Annotated in this window: 24 protein-coding genes; 10 read left to right on the top strand and 14 right to left on the bottom strand. The window is 68.8% G+C overall.

Going from position 1 to position 20,483, the window contains the following annotated elements:
* Positions 1–17 precede the first annotated feature (17 nt).
* A complete protein-coding gene (locus tag ACIRG5_RS13180) occupies positions 18–935 on the bottom strand; it encodes an SDR family oxidoreductase (protein WP_402904340.1) in 918 nt (305 codons plus the stop codon).
* A gap of 97 nt (positions 936–1,032) precedes the next feature.
* On the opposite strand from ACIRG5_RS13180, the gene ACIRG5_RS13175 reads away from it, so the two are divergent.
* Both ACIRG5_RS13175 and ACIRG5_RS13170 read left to right on the top strand, forming a co-directional pair.
* Positions 1,033–1,692 (top strand): TetR/AcrR family transcriptional regulator, encoded by a 660-nt coding sequence (locus ACIRG5_RS13175; protein ID WP_402904337.1) that lies wholly within the window; start codon positions 1,033–1,035, stop codon positions 1,690–1,692.
* Positions 1,693–1,713: 21 nt separating this feature from the next.
* Entirely contained in the window at positions 1,714–2,487 is a 774-nt protein-coding gene (locus tag ACIRG5_RS13170; RefSeq protein ID WP_402904334.1) for an HAD family hydrolase, read from the top strand.
* Here the strand turns inward: ACIRG5_RS13170 and ACIRG5_RS13165 are convergent.
* From ACIRG5_RS13165 to ACIRG5_RS13145, 5 genes are all read right to left on the bottom strand, one after another.
* Complete coding sequence (locus ACIRG5_RS13165) at positions 2,484–2,828, bottom strand: hypothetical protein (RefSeq protein WP_093595428.1); 345 nt, start codon at positions 2,826–2,828, stop codon at positions 2,484–2,486. The two genes, ACIRG5_RS13170 and ACIRG5_RS13165, sit on opposite strands and share 4 nt — an antisense overlap.
* Before the next feature lie 14 nt (positions 2,829–2,842).
* On the bottom strand, positions 2,843–4,213 hold the full coding sequence (locus ACIRG5_RS13160; protein WP_402904332.1) for an aminopeptidase: 1,371 nt from the start codon (positions 4,211–4,213) through the stop codon (positions 2,843–2,845).
* Positions 4,214–4,265: 52 nt separating this feature from the next.
* Positions 4,266–5,129 carry an NAD(P)-dependent oxidoreductase gene (locus ACIRG5_RS13155; protein WP_402904329.1) on the bottom strand — a complete coding sequence of 288 codons (864 nt, stop codon included), beginning with the start codon at positions 5,127–5,129 and terminating at the stop codon, positions 4,266–4,268.
* A 214-nt stretch (positions 5,130–5,343) separates the two neighbouring features.
* Positions 5,344–5,490, bottom strand: coding sequence for a hypothetical protein (locus ACIRG5_RS13150; protein WP_169746017.1), 147 nt, complete (start codon positions 5,488–5,490; stop codon positions 5,344–5,346).
* A gap of 213 nt (positions 5,491–5,703) precedes the next feature.
* Positions 5,704–6,843, bottom strand: a complete 1,140-nt coding sequence (locus ACIRG5_RS13145; RefSeq protein ID WP_402904326.1) for an AAA family ATPase — start codon at positions 6,841–6,843, stop codon at positions 5,704–5,706.
* Positions 6,844–6,997: 154 nt separating this feature from the next.
* Between ACIRG5_RS13145 and ACIRG5_RS13140 the strand changes: the two genes are divergently transcribed.
* Entirely contained in the window at positions 6,998–7,612 is a 615-nt protein-coding gene (locus ACIRG5_RS13140) for an SIMPL domain-containing protein (RefSeq protein WP_402904323.1), read from the top strand.
* 2 nt (positions 7,613–7,614) lie between these two features.
* The gene (locus ACIRG5_RS13135) at positions 7,615–7,797 is read left to right on the top strand and encodes a hypothetical protein (protein WP_402904320.1); all 183 of its coding nucleotides are present in this window, start codon (positions 7,615–7,617) and stop codon (positions 7,795–7,797) included.
* 155 nt (positions 7,798–7,952) lie between these two features.
* On the opposite strand, the gene ACIRG5_RS13130 is transcribed toward ACIRG5_RS13135, so the two are convergent.
* From ACIRG5_RS13130 to ACIRG5_RS13120, 3 genes are all read right to left on the bottom strand, one after another.
* Complete coding sequence (locus tag ACIRG5_RS13130; RefSeq protein WP_402904317.1) at positions 7,953–8,213, bottom strand: hypothetical protein; 261 nt, start codon at positions 8,211–8,213, stop codon at positions 7,953–7,955.
* A 71-nt stretch (positions 8,214–8,284) separates the two neighbouring features.
* Positions 8,285–9,253 carry a serine hydrolase domain-containing protein gene (locus ACIRG5_RS13125; protein ID WP_402904314.1) on the bottom strand — a complete coding sequence of 323 codons (969 nt, stop codon included), beginning with the start codon at positions 9,251–9,253 and terminating at the stop codon, positions 8,285–8,287.
* Positions 9,250–10,455, bottom strand: coding sequence for an acetyl-CoA C-acetyltransferase (locus ACIRG5_RS13120; RefSeq protein WP_402904311.1), 1,206 nt, complete (start codon positions 10,453–10,455; stop codon positions 9,250–9,252). The genes ACIRG5_RS13125 and ACIRG5_RS13120 overlap by 4 nt, the downstream gene beginning before the upstream one ends.
* A gap of 53 nt (positions 10,456–10,508) precedes the next feature.
* Between ACIRG5_RS13120 and ACIRG5_RS13115 the strand changes: the two genes are divergently transcribed.
* Together ACIRG5_RS13115 and ACIRG5_RS13110 are read left to right on the top strand one after the other, a co-directional pair.
* Positions 10,509–11,744 carry a 3-oxoacyl-ACP reductase gene (locus ACIRG5_RS13115; RefSeq protein ID WP_402904308.1) on the top strand — a complete coding sequence of 412 codons (1,236 nt, stop codon included), beginning with the start codon at positions 10,509–10,511 and terminating at the stop codon, positions 11,742–11,744.
* A complete protein-coding gene (locus ACIRG5_RS13110) occupies positions 11,744–12,505 on the top strand; it encodes a MaoC family dehydratase (RefSeq protein ID WP_402904305.1) in 762 nt (253 codons plus the stop codon). The genes ACIRG5_RS13115 and ACIRG5_RS13110 overlap by 1 nt, the downstream gene beginning before the upstream one ends.
* Here ACIRG5_RS13110 and ACIRG5_RS13105 read toward each other — a convergent pair.
* The gene (locus tag ACIRG5_RS13105) at positions 12,494–13,132 is read right to left on the bottom strand and encodes a TetR/AcrR family transcriptional regulator (RefSeq protein ID WP_330271900.1); all 639 of its coding nucleotides are present in this window, start codon (positions 13,130–13,132) and stop codon (positions 12,494–12,496) included. The two genes, ACIRG5_RS13110 and ACIRG5_RS13105, sit on opposite strands and share 12 nt — an antisense overlap.
* Before the next feature lie 98 nt (positions 13,133–13,230).
* Here ACIRG5_RS13105 and ACIRG5_RS13100 point away from each other — a divergent pair, with 98 nt between their 5' ends.
* From ACIRG5_RS13100 to ACIRG5_RS13090, 3 genes are all read left to right on the top strand, one after another.
* Positions 13,231–13,860, top strand: a complete 630-nt coding sequence (locus ACIRG5_RS13100; protein WP_402904301.1) for an SCP2 sterol-binding domain-containing protein — start codon at positions 13,231–13,233, stop codon at positions 13,858–13,860.
* A gap of 10 nt (positions 13,861–13,870) precedes the next feature.
* Positions 13,871–15,085, top strand: coding sequence for an acyl-CoA dehydrogenase family protein (locus tag ACIRG5_RS13095; protein ID WP_402904299.1), 1,215 nt, complete (start codon positions 13,871–13,873; stop codon positions 15,083–15,085).
* A gap of 82 nt (positions 15,086–15,167) precedes the next feature.
* Positions 15,168–15,896, top strand: coding sequence for a thermonuclease family protein (locus ACIRG5_RS13090; RefSeq protein WP_402904296.1), 729 nt, complete (start codon positions 15,168–15,170; stop codon positions 15,894–15,896).
* 84 nt (positions 15,897–15,980) lie between these two features.
* Here ACIRG5_RS13090 and ACIRG5_RS13085 read toward each other — a convergent pair whose 3' ends face one another.
* From ACIRG5_RS13085 to ACIRG5_RS13070, 4 genes are all read right to left on the bottom strand, one after another.
* A complete protein-coding gene (locus ACIRG5_RS13085; RefSeq protein ID WP_402904294.1) occupies positions 15,981–16,130 on the bottom strand; it encodes a hypothetical protein in 150 nt (49 codons plus the stop codon).
* A gap of 252 nt (positions 16,131–16,382) precedes the next feature.
* Positions 16,383–16,517 carry a hypothetical protein gene (locus ACIRG5_RS13080; RefSeq protein ID WP_402904292.1) on the bottom strand — a complete coding sequence of 45 codons (135 nt, stop codon included), beginning with the start codon at positions 16,515–16,517 and terminating at the stop codon, positions 16,383–16,385.
* A gap of 107 nt (positions 16,518–16,624) precedes the next feature.
* The gene (locus ACIRG5_RS13075) at positions 16,625–17,545 is read right to left on the bottom strand and encodes a MerR family transcriptional regulator (RefSeq protein ID WP_402904289.1); all 921 of its coding nucleotides are present in this window, start codon (positions 17,543–17,545) and stop codon (positions 16,625–16,627) included.
* A 44-nt stretch (positions 17,546–17,589) separates the two neighbouring features.
* Positions 17,590–19,086 carry a carboxylesterase/lipase family protein gene (locus ACIRG5_RS13070; protein ID WP_402904286.1) on the bottom strand — a complete coding sequence of 499 codons (1,497 nt, stop codon included), beginning with the start codon at positions 19,084–19,086 and terminating at the stop codon, positions 17,590–17,592.
* 114 nt (positions 19,087–19,200) lie between these two features.
* On the opposite strand from ACIRG5_RS13070, the gene ACIRG5_RS13065 reads away from it, so the two are divergent.
* Positions 19,201–20,481 (top strand): pentapeptide repeat-containing protein, encoded by a 1,281-nt coding sequence (locus tag ACIRG5_RS13065; RefSeq protein ID WP_402904283.1) that lies wholly within the window; start codon positions 19,201–19,203, stop codon positions 20,479–20,481.
* The last annotated feature ends 2 nt before the right edge of the window (positions 20,482–20,483 follow it).

Raw genomic sequence — 20,483 nt, 5'->3', positions numbered from 1 at the left:
CTTGCCCGAACGCGGGATCACCGGCCCACGACCTCCACCGACGTGCCGGTGAGGCGTTCGGCCTCGGCCCACAGGCGGGCGGCCAGCGCCTTGTCCCTGGCAGGCCGCGGCAACGAGGCGGGCCTGGTCGGACCGACGAGCGCCCAGCGCGGGCCGTAGTAGCCGCTGGGGACCACGTCGGGGTCGGCCGCCGCGTACAGCAGCGGCTCGGAGCCCTGCTCAACGCCCTGCGACGGCACGACTTTGTACATCAACGACTCGACGAGGCCGGGCCGTCCACCGTTCAGGTGCGGACCGGAGGTCGTCAGGTTGGTGCGGGTGTAACCGGGGTGCGCGCCGACCGACAGCAACGGCCACCCGCGCTCCTGCGCGAGGTCCGTCAGGTGCACCATCAGCAGCAGGTCGGCCAGCTTGGAGTGGGAGTAGGTCAGCGTCGGGCTGTACCGGCGGCGGGACTGCAGGTCGTCGAAGTCGATCTTTCCCCGGAACGCGGCCCCGCTGCTCATCGTGGCGACCCTGGGCGCGGGAGCGACCAGCAGCAACGGCAGGAGCCGGACCGTCAGTGCGAACGGGCCGAGGAAGTTGCTGGCCAGCTGGAGTTCGAAGCCGTCGGCGGTCTCGGTGCGGGCGGGCACGTTCATCACGCCGGCGTTGTTCACCAGCACGTCCAACGGCCTGCCCTCGGCGATCAGGCCGTCGGCGAACGCGCGCACCGAAGCCTGGTCCGCCAGATCGAGCCGGCGGACCTCGACCTGGGCGCCGGGGTGCGCGGCGAGGATCTCCGCCTTCGCCTGCTCGCCCTTGGCCTCCGTGCGCACCGCGAGCACGACGTCGGCCCCGGCCCCTGCCAGTCGCTTGGCCGTCTCCTTGCCCGTGCCGCTGTTCGCGCCGGTCACGACGATGCGCTTACCTCGCTGGTCAGGAACCTGGTACACGACGAACACCCCTTAAGTACTGGCGGTCTCTTATTCGTCCAACATAACGGACCATCGGTCTCTTAGTAAAGTACCGCCGGTCTGTAACATGCCCGGTATGGGTTTCCAGCGAGCGCGCACCGACGAGCAGCGTGGCGAGCGCCGACGGCAGATCCTCGGTGCCGCGGCCGCGATGCTCACCGAGATGCCGGTGGCCGAACTGACCCTCAACGGCCTGAGCCGCCGGGTCTGCCTGGCCAAGGCCAACGTGCTGCGCTACTTCGAGTCGCGGGAAGCCGTGCTGCTGGAACTGCTGGAAGCCGAGGGCGCGGACTGGATCGCGGAACTGGAACGCGAAGCCGTGCCCGGCGGCGTTCTTCGCGAGCGCGAGAACCGGCTGGCCGAACTTCTCGCTTCCTCGCTGGCACGCCGCCCGGTGCTGTGCGATCTGATCAGCGCGCAGGCCACCGTCCTGGAGCACAACATCTCCGTCGAGACCGCGCTCCGGCACAAGCACGCCGTTCGCGGATACCTGGAGGCACTCGTCCGGTTCACCGTTCGGCACCTGCCGGAACTGGGCGAAGAGAGGGCCTTCGTCCTCGTCCGGACGGTGTGGATGGTGGTGGGCACCGCCTGGCCCAGCAGCCGTCCCCCGGAGGCGCTGCTCGCCGTCTACGCCGCGGACCCGTCCCTGGCCGCCATGCGGATCGACTTCGAGGACGTCGTGCGCCACACCGCCGAGGTGACGGCTTCCGGGCTTCTCGCCCGCGATCAGTAGTCCCTGCCCGATAATCGGCCGATGATCAGGTTGATCGCGACCGACCTCGACGGCACGCTGCTGCAACCGGGCGGGGTGCTGAGCGACCGCACCCGCGCCACGCTCCACGCCGTCGACGCGGACGTCGTGGTCGTCACGGCCCGGCCGCCGCGGTTCGTGCAGGACCTGGAACTGACCGGCACGGCGATCTGCTCCAACGGCGCGATGATCTACGACCTGACGAACCGCGAGGTCACGCACGCGCAGACGGTGCCGCTGGACGTCGTGCGGAAGGTGTCGGAGGCGTTGGCCGAGGTGATCCCGAACGTCGGCATCGCGGTCGAGACCGGGCTGGAAGTGTTGTCAGAGCCTGGTTTCCAGGGGTTCGGGCCGAAGAATCCACACAGGACACTGGAGTTGCTCGCCCACGTCTTCGAGGAGGCGCACCAGGTCGTGCAGATGCTCGCCTGGGCGCCGGACGCCGAGGTCGACCACATGATGGAGATCGCCAGAGAGGCCGTCGGGCAGCACGTCACCGTCACGCACTCGGGCGGACTCGGGTTGCTGGAGATCAGCCCGCCTGGCGTCTCGAAGGCCGTCACGCTCGAATCCCTGTGCAACACGAGGGGAATCGGCAAACACGAGGTCATCGCGTTCGGTGACATGCCGAACGACCTGTCGGTGCTCGGCTGGGCCGGCACGGCGTACGCGATGGGCAACGCGCACCCGCTCGTGAAGCAGGCCTGCGCCAACCACGCGCCGCCGAACACCGAGGACGGCGTCGCGCAGGTCCTCGAGCAGCTGTTCCGGCTCTAGCGGCGCGGCACCGAGGTGGGTCCCGCCACCCCGGCGCCCAGCGCCATCACCCGTTGCCGCAACGCGCGGTCAGCGGTCACCACCGTCACCACGCGCCCGGCACCTTCGGCACGCACGACCTCGACGATCGTGTCGTCGCCCTCGCCGGGGGCGGAGACCACCCGGACGTCGTCGACGGAAGAAACGTTGCGCGCCTTGCCTTCCACGACCAGGACGACCTCCTCGTCGCGGCCGCGCAGGGCGTCGCGGAGGCGTTCGGCCGCGCCCGCTCTGTCGCGCCACCACCCGTCCGGGACCGATCCCACGACGTTGGCTGCATCGACCACGAGCAACGGCTTCACGTCCTCAGAGTGCCTCAGCCCCGGCGTGCCCGCAGTGCGTCCAGCGAGTCCGGGCCCTCGTCCACGGCAAGTGCCGCAACGGGAGCGGCGGAGACTCCGGCCCAGCGCAGCACGGCCGCCGTCGCGGCAGCGCGTTCCTTCTCGGGCAGCTTGGCGATGTTCGAGCCGTGGTTGCCACCGGGAACCGTGAACGACAGCGAGTCGCGCGTGCCCCGCCCGAGTTGGAACGGTTCCGCGCTCCACGGGTCGTTCTGGCCGTTGACGAACAGCAGCCGCGAGCCCTGGTAGCGCACCCACGAGTCCACGTCGCGCATCGCCGAACGGTCGAAACGCGGGAACCTGATGTCCGGTGACACCATCGAACGCGGCACCGAGGAACCGGGGTGGCGCAGCAGGTCGCGCACCGCGGACTCGTCCGCTTCCGGCCAGCCGAGCTGCGTGCCCGCCTGGTAGTAGTACGCCGTGTAGGGCGCGACGCCGGCGTCGTTGTAGAAGTCCCAGCCCACGGTCTTGTCGATGAACGTCCAGAGGTCGTCCACCGAGGCGCCCGTGCCGGGAACCAGCGCGCACTGCTCCTGGGTGCCGTACTGCCAGAACGTGAACGGCGTGTCCAGCACCAGGATCTCCAACGCCTTGTGCGCGCTGCCGAACTGCTCGTACGTATAGCCCTTGGCTTCCAGGCGGGAGACGATCTCGTCGCGGTGCTGCAGGATCTGCCGCTGCACGCCTTCGAGGCGACGGTTGCACGTCGGGTCGTTGCCGACCTCGCGGATGAACTCGCCGTAGACGTCACGGTCGTTCACCACGTCGTTCGGCGCCACGTACGCGATGGTCGCGTCGACGTCGCGCGGGAAGAACCGGCGGTGGTAGATCGACGTCATGCCGCCCTTGCTGGCACCGGTGGAGAGCCAGCGAGCGCCGTAGATCTTCTTGAACGCGGCGACGATCCGGTGGTGGTCGCCTGCCGCCTGCCAGATGTTCAGGTCGTCCCAGTCCGCCGGCTCGGGCCGCGAGGGCGTGAAGAACCGCTGCTCGACGCTGATCTGGTTGCCGTCGACGAGCCTGGCGGGCTCGGACGGGCTGACCGTGCCGGGCAGGTTGTAGCCGGTGGTGTGCAGCACCATCGGCTTCGACTCGGCCTTGTGCAGCAACGAGAAGCGCTGCTCGAACTTCGTGCCGCGCGGCCTGCGGTGGTCCACGGGCTGCTGGATGCCGAGGACGAACGTCCGCGCGGCGCCGGACGTCCCCTCGCTGATGATCCGCACGCCGGGAATGGCGGCGATGCGGTCCTTGATGTCCTGGGCGGCGGACACGACCGCCGCGGTGGCCACGACCTGCGCGGATGCCAGGCCGAACGCCAGCAGGGAGCGTGCGAGTCTGTTCACCAGGCCACGCTATTGAGCCCGCACGCCCCGCCGGACCGGCCGATCGTCGGGCTTATTCGTAGCTGGCGAAGTAAGACGCGGCCATGTCCTTGTCGCCGTGCCCGCCGTCGACGGCGCGGCTCAGCCGTTCGGCGGACGCCTGCGCAACGTCGAGGCGCACGTTCGCCCGTTCCGCCGCCTCTTCGACGAGCCGCGCGTCCTTCAGCGCGTTCTCCACGGTGAACGCGGGCTCGAAGGAACGTGCGATGATCGCGCCGCCCTTCATCTGCAGGTACGGGGTGTCGATCGCGCCGCCGGACACGGCCTCCAGGAACAGCTTCGGGTCGAGCCCGGACGCCTCCGCGAGCGACACGGCCTCGCCGACCGCCGCGGTCAGCGCGAGCACCCAGCTGTTCGCGACGAGCTTCAGCTTCGACGACGCACCGGCGTCGCCGACCCACATCGTGCGGGCGCCGATCACGTCGAACACGGGCTGCACGCGTTCACGCAGTTCCTCGGCACCGGACGCGAGCACGACGAGCTTGCCTTCGGCGGCGGGCTTCGTGCTGCCGAGCACGGGCGCGTCCACGAACTCCAGCCCGAGCGAACGAGCGAGTGCGATGTGGTCCTCGGTGGACGCGATGCCGACGGTGGACGCCTGGATCCACACGGCGTCGTGCGGCAGGGACTCGACGGCGGCCTGAATGGCCGCGGTGACCGTGGGGCCGTCGTTGAGCATCGTCAGCACGATCTCCGCGCCCTCGACCGCGGCGGCGGGGGAGTCGGCGACGGTGGCGCCCTGCGCGGCGAGCGGTTCGGCCTTGGCTCGCGTGCGGTTCCAGACCCGGACCTCATGTCCGGCCGCGGCGAGGTTGGCTGCGATGGGGGCACCCATGAGGCCGGTGCCGAGCACGGCGATCTTCATGTCCCCCAGCAAACAAGAAACCCCGCGGTGCTGCCAGGTCGGGGGTCCGACAGCACTGCGGGGTCAACAGTGACATCGGCGGACCGACGTGCGCTGTTACAACGCCATCATACTGTGGCGTGGATCACGTTTAACAGAATGAAACCCCTGGAGCGCGGGAGGTGCTCCAGGGGTTCCCGTTGGGGAGGCACTCGCGACGGGGCGCCGTGCGAGTGCCGGGTCGTGGTCAGCGGAGGGTGGTGACCTGAGCCTGGGCGATGGCCATCAGCTCGTGACGCATGGACGGGGTGGTCGCCATGTCGATCGCGCGAGCCACGGCCTTCCGGTTACGCGCCTCGGCACGACGGGCGCGGAGCTTCGCTGCGAAGTTCATCTGGGTCTGCACTTCCCTCTGTGAGGTCTGTTTGGCTGGTAACCCAAGTATGCACCTACGCGCGCGTTAAAGCACGCGATTATCCGGTGAGTTGGGGCACATGCCGATGAATCATCGGCTGACAACGTGAACAGCCGGACAACGCCGGGGTGCCTCGGGTCACTCCTCGCGGCCGAGCAGGAACCTCCCGAAGTGCGGCACGGTGAAGGCGATCTACCCCCGTTCCGCGCTGTAGACCAGGCCTTTCTTGATGAGCGAGTCCCGCGCGGGCGACAGCGACGAGGGCTTGCGCTTCAGGTGGTCGGCCACCTGGGCAGTGTTGACGCCCGCATCCTTTCCGTCGGTCAACTCGGCCATCGACCGGAGATACTCGCGTTCAGCGGGCGTCGCACGCTCGTATCGGGAGCCGAAGAAGCCCACGGCCAGCTCCGCGTCGGCCTCCGGAGCGGCCACGGAGACGTCCGTCGCGGTGATCGGGTCGGCCGGGGCGGCGTCCCAGGCGGCCTTGCCGTAGGCCTGGATGAAGTACGGATAGCCGCCGGACGCGTCGAACAACGCGTCGAGCGCCTCGTCCGTGATGCCCGCGTCCTCCCGTTCGACCGGGGCCAGCACCGCGCGGTCGGCGTCCTCGCGACTGAGCCGGTCAATGCGGACGTAGCGGAAGAGGCGTTCCGAGTACGACTTGCTCGCGGACAGGACCGCCGGCAGGTGCGGCAGACCCGCGCCCACGACCACCAGCGGCGCGCCGATCTGCGAGAGCTCGTGACACGCCGCGCACAACGCGCTGATGTCGTCCGGCTTGAGGTCCTGCATCTCGTCGATGAGCAGCGCGACGCCGGTGCCGACGTCCTGCGCGAGCTCGGCGACGTCGGTGAACAGCTCGACCAGGTCGATCTCGATGTCACCGGAGTCCGCCCGGCCGGACGCCGCCGGGACGTCGATGCCGGGCTGCCAGCGGTCGCGCAGCTTGGCGCCGTCCGGGGCCGCCCTCAGCGCGAACGCCTTGAGGATCCCGAGGATCGCCTCGACCCGGTCCGGTGCGCGGTGCCGGACCGCGAGATCCCGGATCGCCCGGTGCAGGGCGGCCGACAGCGGCCTGCGGAGATCCGCGTCGGGCCTGGCCTCGACCTTGCCCGCACCCCAGCCGCGCTTGACGGCCATCGACCGCAGCTCGCCGAGCAGGACGGTCTTGCCGACGCCCCGCAGTCCTGTCAGCACGAGGCTGCGTTCGGGACGACCGCGGGCCACTCGTTCGAGCACCACCTCGAACGCGCCGACCTCTTTGTCCCGGCCGGCGAGCTCAGGAGGCCGCTGGCCTGCACCGGGAGCGAACGGATTGCGCACCGGGTCCATGGCTCGCACCGTATCCGCGTTTCTAGCGACGGCTCTAGAGACGCGCAGACGAACCTCGAAGTGGGGCCGGATGCCGCTGTATACCTTTATCTAGTGATTGAGCAATAGAGGCGAATAGTTGCGGATGAACCCCAGTGCCGGTTGGCTGCGTGACGTGGCTGAAGTCGTGACAAAGGGGACCGGCGAGGTCGAGCGCACCGCCGACCGCGCCCAGGTGGACGTGACGTTCGAGGCTCTCGGCGCCGAACGCTCCGAGGCGGTGAGCACGCTCAACCAGCGCATTTCCGCCATCGAGCCGCTGCTCACGGAGTTCGAGGTGCGGTCGCGGCAGCTGTCCGCGCACGACAACTGGGACAACAACCAGCGCGTCGGCAGCCGCGCGTCGCAGCAGTACGTGATCTGGGTGAAGGACCTGGACCGCCTCGACGGGCTGCTGGCCGAACTCGTGCAGGCGGAGCCGTCCTGGATCAACGGCCCGTCGTGGACGCTCGTCGACGACACCGAGGCCATCCGTGAGGCGCAACGAGAAGCCGTGGCGGACGCGCTGCGCCGTGCCGAGGGCTATGCATCGGCGCTGGGGCGGCGGCTCGGGCCGTTGCTGCGCATCGGCGACACGGAGGGTGGCGCGCACTACCAGCCGCGGATGATGAGCGGCGCCGCGTCGTTCGAGATGGCGGGGCCGGCCGGGATGGTCGACCAGCTGAACCTGAAGGCGCAGCAGATCACCGTGTCGGCTTCGTGCACCGCGGCGTGGTCGTTGCTGGACTGACGATGCCGACAGGACTGCTTCTGGGCATCGTCGGCGTGACGTTGCTCCTCCTGATCATCTTCACGGTCCTGGTCCTGGCCGGCCGCCGAGTGCGGCGCGGGCGCAGGGAAGGGCGCTACCAGTACCGCGCCAAACCGAACGGCACCTACGACAACTCGTCCTCGTGTGCGGCCGGCAGCGGGTGAGTGATGACCAGTGCTCTTGCCGCACGCGGGGGGGGGGGGGGGGGGGGGGCGCCCCCCCCCCCCCCCCCCCCCCCCGCGTACGGTTGAAGATGGCGCGGATGAGGTGGCGTGCGGCCGGTGGAACGACTTCAGCGACGAACTTGCGGCGCGGCACACTAGTTCCCGCTGAGTGACTCCATCGTGTTGTGCACCGCAACGGCGTCGCGGTCGCCCGGACGGGCCTTGAGCCAGTTCTTGAGCCACTCGACGCGGCGTTTGGCGGCCGCTGCCAGCGTCAGCATGATGTAGGCGCGGCGCTCCCACTCGCGCGCCGACCGCATCGCGTCGGCGGCCGGTCGCCACTCGTCGCGAAGGGTGCCGACGAGTGCGCGCGCCAGCACCGGATCTTTTTCGGGATCGACCTGCAGGTCCGGCATTCCCCCACCCCCAGTGTCGCAGCGACGCGACACTGTGAGTGTGCATGAGGGACCGTCCGGTTCGGCAAGCCTTACCCGGCCGCGTACCGCCAGAAGTCGCGCATGATCGCGGTCGGGGTGGGACTCGTCATGGCCGTGCGGGTGAGCAGGACCGTGACCGCGTCCTGGGCCGGGACGACGTGCGCGGCCGTGCCGGAACCGCCGACCCAGCCGTAGCGGCCGGGCGAGTTCCACGGGTCGATCTCGGCGATGTCGACGCTGCCGCCGATGCCCCAGCCCTGGCCCTCCAGGAAGATGCGCGCGGCCTCGCGTTCCTGTTCGGACGTCGTGTCGGTCGCCAGTTGCGGCAGCAGGTCGCTGGTGAGCAGGAAGCGGTTGAAGGCCAGCAGGTCGTCCACAGTGGACTTGAGTCCGCCGGCGCCGGACGGGAAGACGTCGCTGACGAAGCCGGTGTTCGTCATGCCGAGCGGCTCGTAGAAGCGGTCGGCCAGGTAACCGGGCAGCGATCCCGTGACGCGGTCGACCAGCAAGCCGAGCACGTCGTAACCGGTGTTGTAGAGCCACCCGTCGCCGGGCTGGTGCAGCAGGGGGACCTGGGCGAGGCGCTTCAGCCACTCGTCAGGGGCCGGCAGGTCCGCGATGCCGTGCAGGTGTGTCTCTTCGAAGAGCTTGGCGGTGGCGGGCAACGAGAAGTCCGCCGTGAAGCCCCAGCCGGAGCGGGACGTCAGCAGGTGCCGGACGGTGATCGGCCCCGTTGCCGGGACGACGTCGGCGATCTCGCTGGCCGGTGTGCGGACGACCAGCGGGTTCGCCAGTTCCGGCAGCCAGTTCGCGATCGGGTCGTCGAGCCCGATCCTGCCGTCCCGCACCAGGAGCGTCGCCGCCGTGGCGACGATCGGCTTGCTGATCGAGGCGATCGGGAAGACCGCCTCGCGGGACTCTCCGACCGCCGCGAACTCGACGGCGTCGCCTCGGGCGATGACGGCGACCGAGGCCGGAACGGTGTCGCGGTGGGACTCGAGCAGCGTCTGCAGCGTCACCGTTCCAAGATAGCCGTGATGCCCTGACCTCCGGCGGCGCAAATGGACACGAACCCGCGTCCACTTCCCCTCTGGTGCAACAACTTCGCCAGGGTCGCCACGATTCGGGCGCCGGTGGCGGCGAACGGGTGGCCTGCCGCGAGCGACGAGCCGTTGACGTTCAGCTTGGACCTGTCGATCTCGCCGAGTCCCTTCTCCCAGGCCTTCAGCGTGGCGAGCACCTGCGACGCGAACGCCTCGTGCACCTCGTAGAAGTCGAAGTCCTGCAGCGTGAGGCCCGCCTTGTCGAGCATGCGCGGTGCGGCGTGCACGGGTGCCATGAGCAGGCCCTCGTCGCCGTGCACGTAGTCGACGGCGGCGGTCTCGGCGAACGTCAGGTAGGCGAGGACCGGAAGCTTGCGTTCAGCGGCCCACTCCTCGGTCGCGAGCAGGACCGCGGAGGCGCCGTCGGAGAGCGGGGTCGAGTTGCCCGCGGTCATCGTGTCGCCGAAGACCGGCTTGAGCTTGGCGAGCTTCTCGGCGCTGCTGTCCGGACGGAGGTTCTGGTCGCGGGTCAGGCCCAGGTACGGGGTGACGAGGTCGTCGAAGAAGCCCTCGTCGTAGGCGCGGGCGAGGTTCTGGTGGCTGCGCGCGGTGAGCTCGTCCTGGTCCTCGCGCGTGATGCCGTACTCGGCGGCGGTGATGGCCGCGTGCTCGCCCATGGACATGCCGGTGCGCGGCTCGCCGTTGCGGGGCAGGTGCGGGACGACGTGGCTGGGGCGCAGCTTCGTCAGCAGGCTGACCTTGCGGGTGCGGTTGAACTCCAGCAGGAGCTTGCGGAAGTTCTCGTTCACGCCGATCGGCGCGTCGCTGGTGGTGTCGACGCCGCCCGCGATGCCCGACTCGATCTGGCCGAGCGCGATCTTGTTCGCAACCGCGATGATCGCCTGCAGGCCGGTGCCGCACGCCTGCTGGAGGTCGTAGGCGGGGGTCTCGGGGCTGAGTTTGCTGCCGAGGACCGACTCGCGGACGAGGTTGAAGTCGCGCGAGTGCTTCAGCACGGCGCCGGCGACCACCTCGCCGAGGCGTACGCCCTGCAGGCCGAAGCGGCTGACCAGGCCGTCCAGCACCGTCGTGAACATGTCCTGGTTCGACGCGGTGGCGTACGGGCCGTTCGAGCGGGCGAACGGGATGCGGTTGCCGCCGATGATCGCTACTCGCATGCCGCCATACTACCTACTAGCGGGTAGACTTACTAGCGAGTAGGTTGTGTGACGTGGACAGGTACCAGAAGTTCGCGACGTCGGGGCTGGGCCGCCAGCTCGTGCGCAGGCTCGGCCTGCCGAACCCGTATCCGCTCCGCCGTGACGCCGCCCTGGCGACACCCGTTCTGGTCGGTGGCGCTTCCCGGCTGCCCTTTCTGAAGCAGCTGGAAACAGGCTCGGCTCCCTACGGCGCGCTCGTGTTCGACGCGTCGGAGATCGGTTCGGTCGGAGACCTGCGGCAGCTGCACGACTTCTTCCACCCGGCGATCACGCAGCTCGGGCCGTGCGGGCGGGTGATCGTGATCGGGCGGTCGCCGGACTCCGTGGCGCAACGCGCGCTCGAAGGGTTCGTGCGGTCGGTCGGCAAGGAGCTGCGCCGCGGCGGCACGGCCAACCTCGTGCACGTGGCGGACGGCGCCGAGGACGGGGTCGAGTCGACGCTGCGGTTCCTGCTCTCCGGGCGGTCCGCGTACGTGTCCGGGCAGGTCGTCCACGTGTCCGCGAATTCGCCGACCGGCACGCTCGACGGCAAGGTCGCGCTGGTCACGGGTGCCTCCCGGGGCATCGGCGAGGCGATCGCCACGGCTCTGGGACGCGATGGCGCGCACGTGGTCTGCCTCGACGTGCCCGCCGCCGGCGACGAGCTGTCGAAGGTCGCGAACGCCGTCGGCGGGTCGGCGTTGCAGCTCGACATCACCGGCGATCCCGCGCGGCTGACCTCGTACCTGCTCGAACGGCACGGCGGCGTCGACGTAGTCGTGCACAACGCGGGCATCACCCGCGACAAGACGCTGGCGCGCATGGACTCCTCGCTGTGGGACTCGGTGCTGGAGGTCAACCTCGCCTGCCAGGAACGGATCAACGCCGCGCTGCTGGACGGCGACGTGCTGCGCGACGGCGGGCGGATCGTCGGGGTGTCGTCGATCGCCGGCATCGCGGGCAACGTCGGCCAGACCAACTACGCCACGTCGAAGGCCGGCGTGATCGGGATGGTCCGGACGCTCGCGCCCGTGCTGGCCGCCCGCGGGGCCACGATCAACGCCGTGGCGCCCGGTTTCATCGAGACGAAGATGACCGCAGCGGTGCCGTTCGCGACGCGCGAGGTCGGGCGGCGGATGAACAGCCTGTCGCAGGGCGGGTTGCCGGCGGACGTCGCGGAGACCGTGGCGTGGTTCGCGTCGCCGGGTTCCGGCGGTGTGAACGGGAACGTCGTGCGGGTGTGCGGCCAGATGCTGCTGGGGGCCTGATGTTGCTGCGTGCCGCTCTCACGTCGTTCCGGCGCGGGGAAACCCTTGCCGCGCAACCCGTTTCGGCTTCTTTGGACGTGTCGCTGAAGCACCTGGCGGCGTACAACGCGGTGTGCGGGTTCGGGCTGCGTGACGCGTTGCCGCTGACGTATCCGCACGTGCTGGGCTTTCCCTTGCAGATGAAGCTGATGTCGGGCGCCGGGTTCCCGTTCCCGTTGCCCGGCCTCGTGCACGTCGCGAACCGGATCACGCAGTCGCGGCCGCTGACGTTGGACGAACAGCTGGACATCACGGTGTCCGCGCGCGAGCTGCGGCCGCACCCGCAGGGCACGCAGGTCGACGTGGTGACCTCGGTTTCCGGTGTCTGGGAAGGGGTTTCGACCTATCTGCGACGGACCGGCGGCTCGTCGGGACAGGGCGAGGAGCTGCAGCGTCCGGCCGGATCGGCGGTGTGGCGGGTGCCCGCGGACATCGGGCGGCGTTACGGCGCGGCGTCCGGCGACCGCAACCCGATCCACCTGCATCCGTTGAGCGCCAGGCTGTTCGGCTTCAAGCGGGCGATCGCACACGGGATGTGGACGAAGGCGCGCTGCCTGGCCGCGCTGGAGGGACGGCTTCCCGAGGCCGTGACGGTGGACGTCCGGTTCAAGAAGCCGCTGCTCATCCCCGGTCGTGTCGAGTTCTCGGCGGCCGAGGGCGCGGACGGCTGGGAGTTCGCCGTGTGGGGCAAGGGACCCCACCTGGTCGGTTCAGCGGCGTGACGGTGGATGCCAGACGTTGCCGTCGACGAGGTCGCCGAAGCCCATCCAGACGAGGTTCATGAGGCGGGCCGCGACGACGCCGGCGGGTTCCTCCGGGTGGTCGAGCCACCAGTCCGCGAGCGACTCGCCGGCCCCGACCAGCGCGGCGGCCAGCGACTCGGCCTCCAGCTTGGTCGCCGGCGCCTTCGTGGACTGGGTGAGCAGCGCCGCCACCAGTGAGACCGCGCGGCCGCGCATGTCCGTGAGCTCGATCGCGAACGGACCGCCCTGGGTGGACGCCTGCCGGTGCAGCACCTGCCAGCTCGCCCGGTTCTCGCCGACGAACCCGAAGAACGCCCGCAGGCCGCTCCACAGCTGCACGTCAGGTTCCTGGTCGGGCTCGACGCCCGTCGCGATGGCCTCCATCATGCGGGTGGCCTCACGCCGGATGCAGGTCGCGAACAGCTCCTCCTTCGAGCCGAGGTAGGCGTACAACATCGGCTTGGAGATGCCCGCCACCTCGGAGATCTCGTCCATCGACGCCGAGTGGAAACCGAGCCGTGAGAACACGTCGACGGCGGCATCCATGATCTGCCGCTCACGCACGGCGCGTGGCAAGCGCTTGGCTCGACCTTCTGTGCGCATCATTACCCCTCGGTTCGGAGCAGCAAGATTATCCGATCGGCTTGCCGCTCTATCTACTCACCAGTAGTCTTACTCGCGAGTAGGTACCAGGAGGTGTGTCCATGACGCTCGACCTCACCACCGAGGCGATCGCGAAGCTCAGCCCGGCCGAGCTGATCAGCACGTTGCAGCAGATCACGCCGGACGACCCGGCGCTGGCCGATGTGAACATCGACGTCATCGCCCGCGGCATCGACCCGAAGAAGCTGGGCAGGGACGACTTCGCCGCGCTGCTGAACGCCCTGGGCGCGCTCGCCGACGGCGGCGCCGACCTCGACCTGTCGAAGATGGACCCGTCCAACTTCGCCCGCATCATCTCGCGCGCCTCGAAGGACCAGATCGAGGCCGTCGTCGCGGATCCCGGTCTGCGCGTGCGCGTGCTGGACGAGGTGTTCCGCCGCATGGAGGTCCACTTCCGTTCGGACCGGGCGGGCTCCACTCGCGCCGTCGTGCACTTCCACGTGCTGGAAGACGTCTACGAGGCCATCATCGAAGACGCCCAGTGCACCATCAACAAGGGCGTGACGCGCGAGGCCCGTGCCATCGTGACGCTGACGCCCGCCGACTTCCTGAAGCTCGCGACCGGCAACGCGTCCGCGCCCGTGCTGTTCATGACGGGCAAGCTGAAGGTGAAGGGCGACCTGGGGTTCGCAGCCGGGTTCATGAGCCTGTTCAACATCCCGAAGGCTTAGGAGACTTCTTGTGGGTGGCTTCTCGCTCGAGCTGAACGAAGACCAGACGGACCTGCGCGACTGGGTGCACGGCTTCGCTCGCGACGTGATCAGGCCGGCGGCCTCCGAGTGGGACGAGCGCGAGGAGACACCGTGGCCGGTGATCCAGGAGGCGGCGAAGATCGGCCTCTACGGCTTCGAGTCCCTCGCGACCTGGTTCGCCGACCCGATCGGCCTCTCGCTGCCGATCGCGACCGAGGAACTCTTCTGGGGTGACGCCGGCATCGCACTGGCCCTGATGGGCACCGGCCTCGCCGTCGCGGGCATCTTCGCGGGCGGCGAGCCCGAGCAGCTGGCCGAGTGGGTCCCGGAGTGCTTCGGCGACGAGTCGGACCCGAAGCTGGCCGCCTTCTGCGCCTCCGAACCCCAGGCGGGCTCCGACGTCGCCGGCTACCGGACTCGCGCGCGCTACGACGAGGCCACCGACGAGTGGGTGCTCAACGGCCAGAAGGCATGGGCCACCAACGGTGGCATCGCGAACGTGCACGTGGTCACCGCCGTCGTCGATCCCGCACTGGGTTCTCGCGGCCAGGCCGGTTTCATCGTCCCGCCCGGCACACCCGGCCTGTCGTCCCCCGGCAAGATCAAGAAGCACGGCATGCGCGCCTCGCACACGGCCGACGTGTTCCTCGACGACGTGCGCGTCCCAGGCCGCTGCGTCCTGGGCGGCAAGGAACGACTGGAGGCGCGGCTCGCCCGTGCCCGCGAAGGCCTGAAGTCAGGCGGCCAGGCGGCGATGGCCACGTTCGAGACGACGCGTCCGACCGTGGGCGCGATGGCGGTGGGTGTCGCCCGTGCCGCCTACGACTACGCGCTGGACTACGCGAAGGACCGCGAGGCGTTCGGACGCAAGATCATCGAGAACCAGTCGATCGCGTTCGACCTCGCGAACATGCGGATGGAGATCGACGCGTCACGGCTGCTGGTGTGGCGGGCGGCGTGGATGGGGCGCAACAACGTGCCGTTCACCGCCGGCGAGGGGTCGATGTCGAAGCTCAAGGCGTCCGAGGTGTCGGTGTGGGCGACCGAGCGGGCGATCCACATCCTCGGCGGGGCCGGGTACACGCGGGAGCACCCGGTGGAGCGGATGCATCGCGACGCCAAGATCTTCACCATCTTCGAGGGGACTTCGGAGATCCAGCGGCTGGTGGTGTCCCGCATGATCTCGGGCATGCAGATCAAGTGAGCCGTGCCCGAGAGTGATTGAGGAGTAACACCACGTCCCACTGCGCCGATCAGCCCAGTAGGTCGGCGTTAGGGGGATCGTGGTGCTCCCGAATGTGTTCCTGATGGCCGCCGCGGTCCTGGCCGGGGCCGCGAGCAGTGCCTACGTGGTGACGGTCGTGGACCGTCCGCAACCGGTCGTCGTCAGTCATGTGGTGCGCGTCGTCGACGCGGAGACGGTCGAGGTGCGCGAAGGCGATCGCACCACGGCCGTGAAGCTCGTGAACGTTGCCGCACCCGCCGCGGACGAGTGTCTGCACGCGGAGGCGCGGAATCTGCTCACCCAGCTGCTGCCCGAGGGCACACAGGTGACCGTGACGCGGGAAGGGCCGTTCGCTGCTCTGTCCACACAGGACGGGAAGCTGGTCAACGCCGCGTTGATCGGTGAGGGGCTCGCGGTGCCCACTGTCAACGGCATCCGGTTTCTCGGCCAGGCCAAGGAAGCGAACAACTCGGCCGTGGAGAACCGGAAGGGGCTGCATTCGCCGGACGTGCCGTGCACGTTGCCCGGACAGGTCAAGGCGATCACCGAGGCCGCGGCAGTGGTCGAGGCGCAGCCGCTCAAGGGCAGCAGGGCCGAGTTGACGGTGGCCGCGGACACGGCGAAGACCGCCATCGAGCTGGTGGATCAGCTGGCCAAGCCCGGCGGGCTGACGTGGGACGCGGTGGCGCCGGTGGACCAGACGGTGTTGCTGGCGAAGGTCACCAAGGTGGTGCCGACGTTGTACCGCAAGGAAGCCGAGCTGCGGAACGTCGTCAAGGGGTTGAAGTGATGGCCCGCCGTTCCCCTGGGCCGGCGGGCCACCTGCGCAAGCATCGGGGTTCGCGGTTATGGCTCGATAAACAGCCTGGTGATCCTAGGGTTCCGAGGCATGAGGTTGTTGCCGCCGCAGTGGGCCGCGTTCGTGGTGCTCTTCATCGACGTCGTCGTCTATCGTGTTCGGGTTCCTGACCGGCAGTCCCTTGTTGCCGCGGGCGGCGAACCTCGTGCTGACGGTGGTTTCCATCGCCCTCATGCTCGGGACGCGGTTGTGGTCCAAGGGCGGTTTCGGCTACGACAGCTTCGGGTCGATGTGGACGCTGCTGCGCAGGACGCTGCCGTTGTGGTTGATCGTGGCGGCGACGATCGCGTTCTGGGGTGGGGTCTTCCTCTTCGCTCACCCGCTGCTGACCGTCGACGACATCGGAAGTCTCGACGAGGTGGCGAACCAGCGCGGGTGGGTTGGTCTGTCCGCCGCGTTCGCCTCGGGCACGCTCGTCTACGCCGGGATCGTCCAGCGCGCCGCGGACTCGCGTTGGAGGGGCAGCGTCAGGATCGCGCCCACACGCTTGAGTTCGCGGCGGTGCACTGCCAGCAGCACCACGTCGGACGGGCGGCGGAAGTGCAGCACCACGAAGTTCGGGTGTGGCGGGTCCTGGTCGACGATCTGCTCGACGCGGCCCCTTCGTTGCCACAGGAACGAGCTGGGCGCCCAGCTGGTTCCCGCGCTGTCTCGGAGGTCTAGCCGAACGGCTGGCCGGCTTCGCGCAGCCAGGCGCGCTCACGCGAGTGGTCCGGCATGGCGGGCCAGCCGTTGATCCTCGCGATCAGGACCCAGTACCGCTCGGCACGCGGGTCCGCGAAGTCGGAGAGTTCGCGCAGCCGCTCGACGAGGCGTTCGTCGTTCGGCAGGTTCAGCGCTTCCGCCCAGTTGGCGTTCACCCGGTCCACGACCGTGCGCGCCTCGGCGGACTCCGGCGCGATGCCCGCGTCGAGAGCCCCGCGGGCCTGGGCGATCGCGAAGTTGAACGCCTCCATCTGCCCCTCGGCCGGCGGGCCCATGTCCGCCCCCGCCCTGCGTTGTTCCTCGTGCTGCTGGGACATCCGCTTGACCGACGCACGGAAGTCCGGGTCCTGCACGAGCTTCGCGAGCTCGACCCACGCTTCCAACTGCTCGGTCGACGGGTCGTCCGGCAGTTCGACCCGCACGGAACGCATGTGCTGCTCGAACTGCGGGTCCAGCTCGTAGGGCCCGAACACCTCCTCGAAGAAGTCGTCGAGGATCCGCTGGCGCTCCTCGTCCGACATGCGTGCCAACTCGTTCATCAGTTCCATCTCCCCTCCCTTGGCGACGGCGCGCAGGACGGCACGGCGCAGCCGCAACGTCCTCATCTGCGCGTCGATCGCATCCGCATGGGTGCGCGCCACGTCGGTCATCGAGACCTCGCGGGCGAGAATCCGCCCGGCGGTCGGCAGATCCACACCCAGGTCACGAAGGGTGCGGACGAGCTTGAGCTTGGCGACCGCCTCACCGTCGTACGTCCGGTAGCCGCCGACCGTTCTGGAGGTGGGCGGGATGAGGCCCTGGTCGGAGTAGAACCGGATCGTCCTGACGGTGAGGCCGGTCAACCTGGCCAGCTCGCCGATCTGGTAGCGCGTCACGGGGACAACTGTGCAGTCTCCAGTGACTGGAGAGTCAAACGGCATTAACCGATCGAGTTCCAGAACGAGCAGTTGTGCCTGGTCAGACCGTTGACCTGGCCGATGTGGCCGAGCGAGTACTCCTGGACGTAGCCGGCGCGGTAGGTCGCCCAGCCCGGGTTGCCGGTACGGGCGAACGTCGTCCAGTCGCGGATCATCGTCGACGCCAGCCGCTGCTGGGCCGGGTCCAGGTCGAACATCGGGATGTCGAAGAAGTAGGCGAGGTCGAACGAGTGCGCGGCACCGGCCGGGAAGCCTGCGGGGAACATGTCCTTGAACCACCCCGTCGGCGCGGTGCGGTCGGCGAACTCGTAGGCGTAGGTCGGCGTGTAGCGCGAGAGCAGCTTGTCGTCGGTGAGTTGGTTGCAAGCCCACACGCCGTCGGTGAGCACAGCGCCGTAAGCAAGACGCGCGGAGTCACCGGCGGGGTACTCGGCAGCGATCGTGGTGGCTTTCGGGCCGTACGCCTGCTCCAGCAAACCGTTGTAGTCGAACGGTTCCGGCACCGTCGCGGACGTCAGCCTGCCCTCGTCCCGGTTGTTGCCCCAGATCACCGGCACGCGGTTGAAGCGACCGGCGCGCAACGCGTCGACGGGGTTCACCGGCAGCACCCGGTTGCCGGTCACAACGGGCGTCGCGCCGCGGTCGATGGCGGTGAAAGCACTGGCGGGCAACGAACGCAGGCACGCCACGTCCGAGCAACCGAGCTGCGCGGACAACGCCACCGCGTCGTTCTGCGCCGTGGACTTCGAGATCCAGGGAGCACTGGCCGGCTTGCCGTGAATCACGCCGTTGGCACCCCACGTCGTGGAGCAGCCGCCGCTCTGCGCGATGGCCTTCTGGAACAGCCCGCGCGACAGCGGTGACGTCACGTGCGCGCACACGTCGAACGCGCCGCCCGACTCACCGAAAACCGTGACGTTGCGCGGATCCCCGCCGAACGCGGCGGCGTTGCGCTGCACCCACTTCAGCGCGGCCTGCTGGTCCTCGATGCCGTACGCGCCCGAGTCGGGCAGGCTCGGGTGCCCGAAGAAACCGAAGAAACCCAGGCGGTAGTTGATGGTCACGACCACCACGTCGCCCTGCACGGCCAACCTGCTCGTGCCGAACCCCGCACCGGACAGGTAGCTGTTGCCGCCACCGTGGATCCACACCATGACCGGCTTGCGCCCGTGCCGCGAAGGCGTGGTGACGTTGAGGTAAAGGCAGTCCTCGTTGGTGCTCGGCGAACCGGCGCCGGCCGCCTGAGCACAGGCAGGGCCGGGTTGACTGGCGTCACGAGGAGTCGTCCACGGCGTCACCGGTTGCGGCGAACGCCATCGCAGCTCACCGACCGGCGGCGCCGCGTACGGAATTCCCTGGTACTGCTGGTGATCAGCGAGAACGGTGCCGCGCACCGGTCCGGAGTCGGTCCGCACCAGGCCGGTGTCGGCGGCCTGTGCCACCCCGGTCAGGCCCAGCAGCAGCCCCGCGCTGATCAGCAAAGACAGTCGCTTGCGCATTTCGCGTGTCCCCTCAGAAGAAGCTTTGACACACCTGCGTCGATCGAAGGGTCCGCCGATCGACATCCGCGGACCCTCCACATACCGAGCCGCCCATGAGGCACGATCACCTGCGTGGGGGCGATCACCTGGCAGTACCCGGCGGCGGGGGCGCTGGCCGTGGTGTGGCTGTTGTTGCTGGTCCGGCGCCTGGACCCACCGTTTCGCCAACGGCAGCGGACCAGCCAGAACGCCCAGGTCCCCGTCTGGGTGTCGATCATCGGCTGGCTCTTGATCGCGGCTCTCGTCGCCGCGGCAGCAGGCGGTGGACTGTTGTGGCTGCTGGGCTGGCCACAACTGCCGAAGCAGGCGGCGTTCAGCACTACCGAGATGCTCGACCTGTTGAAGATCGGGCTAGCGGTCGTCGCCGGATTCGGCGGTGTCGTCGCGCTCGCCGTGAATTACCGCAAGCAACGCGTTACGGAAGCCGCGCACGCGCACAGCCTGAACCAGGAGGAACGCGAGCGCACCAAGTTGTTCAACGAACGCTTCAAAGTCGCGGCCGAACTGCTCGGCAATGACGAGGTCCGTTTGCGGATCGCTGGAGTGTCTGCAATGGCAGGCCTCGCTGACGACTGGGAAACCCAGCGGCAAATGTGCGTGGACACGCTGATTGACACCTTGAAACTACCGAAGGACGACCACGACGCCGAGGTGGCCAACAAGATCTTTCGAGCCCTGCGCGACCGACTCGGAACGCCTCTGCGCGTAGGCCTGTGGTCACCACTGAACTTCGACTTCAGCGGCCTGAAGTTCGACGAGGCGGACTTCAGCGAACGCACGTTTGAAGGCGAAGTGATCTTCGACGGCGCCGAGTTCACCGGGCAGCACACGTCGTTCGAACGCACTGCGTTCCGCAATCTTCTGAGCTGCCACGGCACCAGGTTCACTGGCACCACCGCGAACTTTAGTGACGCACTCTTCACCAAGGACGCGCAGTTCGTCGGCTGCTCAGCGGACGACTCCACTCTCGATTTCCGGCGAGCTGAACTCAAAGGTCGCGCGCTGTACTTCTACCGAAGTGAACTCAAGCGAACTCAGTTGATCTGGCGCGACACCACCCTGAACACAGGAGCTGTCAGGATTGAACGCTGCGAGGTCACCGACTGCGTCCTCGACTTCGGGGACGTGCGAGGAGCCACCGCAGAACGACGATCACTCGGCTTTCTCTTCATTGACATGTCAAAACTGACACGATGTCTGGTGCTGCTGGAACCGCTTGATGCCGAGTACCAGCGGGTGTGGATCCGAGACAGCCCGCTGGAAGAAGTCGACCTCTTGACGGGCGAGGACGATGCACCGCCGCCCTGGTTGAAGATCCGTGGTGGGGAGCAGGAAGAGCTCCCCACCACGTGAAC

The sequence above is a fragment of the Lentzea sp. NPDC102401 genome (assembly GCF_044765805.1).
GTDB classification, from domain to species: Bacteria; Actinomycetota; Actinomycetes; order Mycobacteriales; family Pseudonocardiaceae; genus Lentzea; species Lentzea sokolovensis.
Note: the sequence above shows the minus strand (reverse complement) of the source record. Positions and strands in the feature narration are given on the sequence as shown.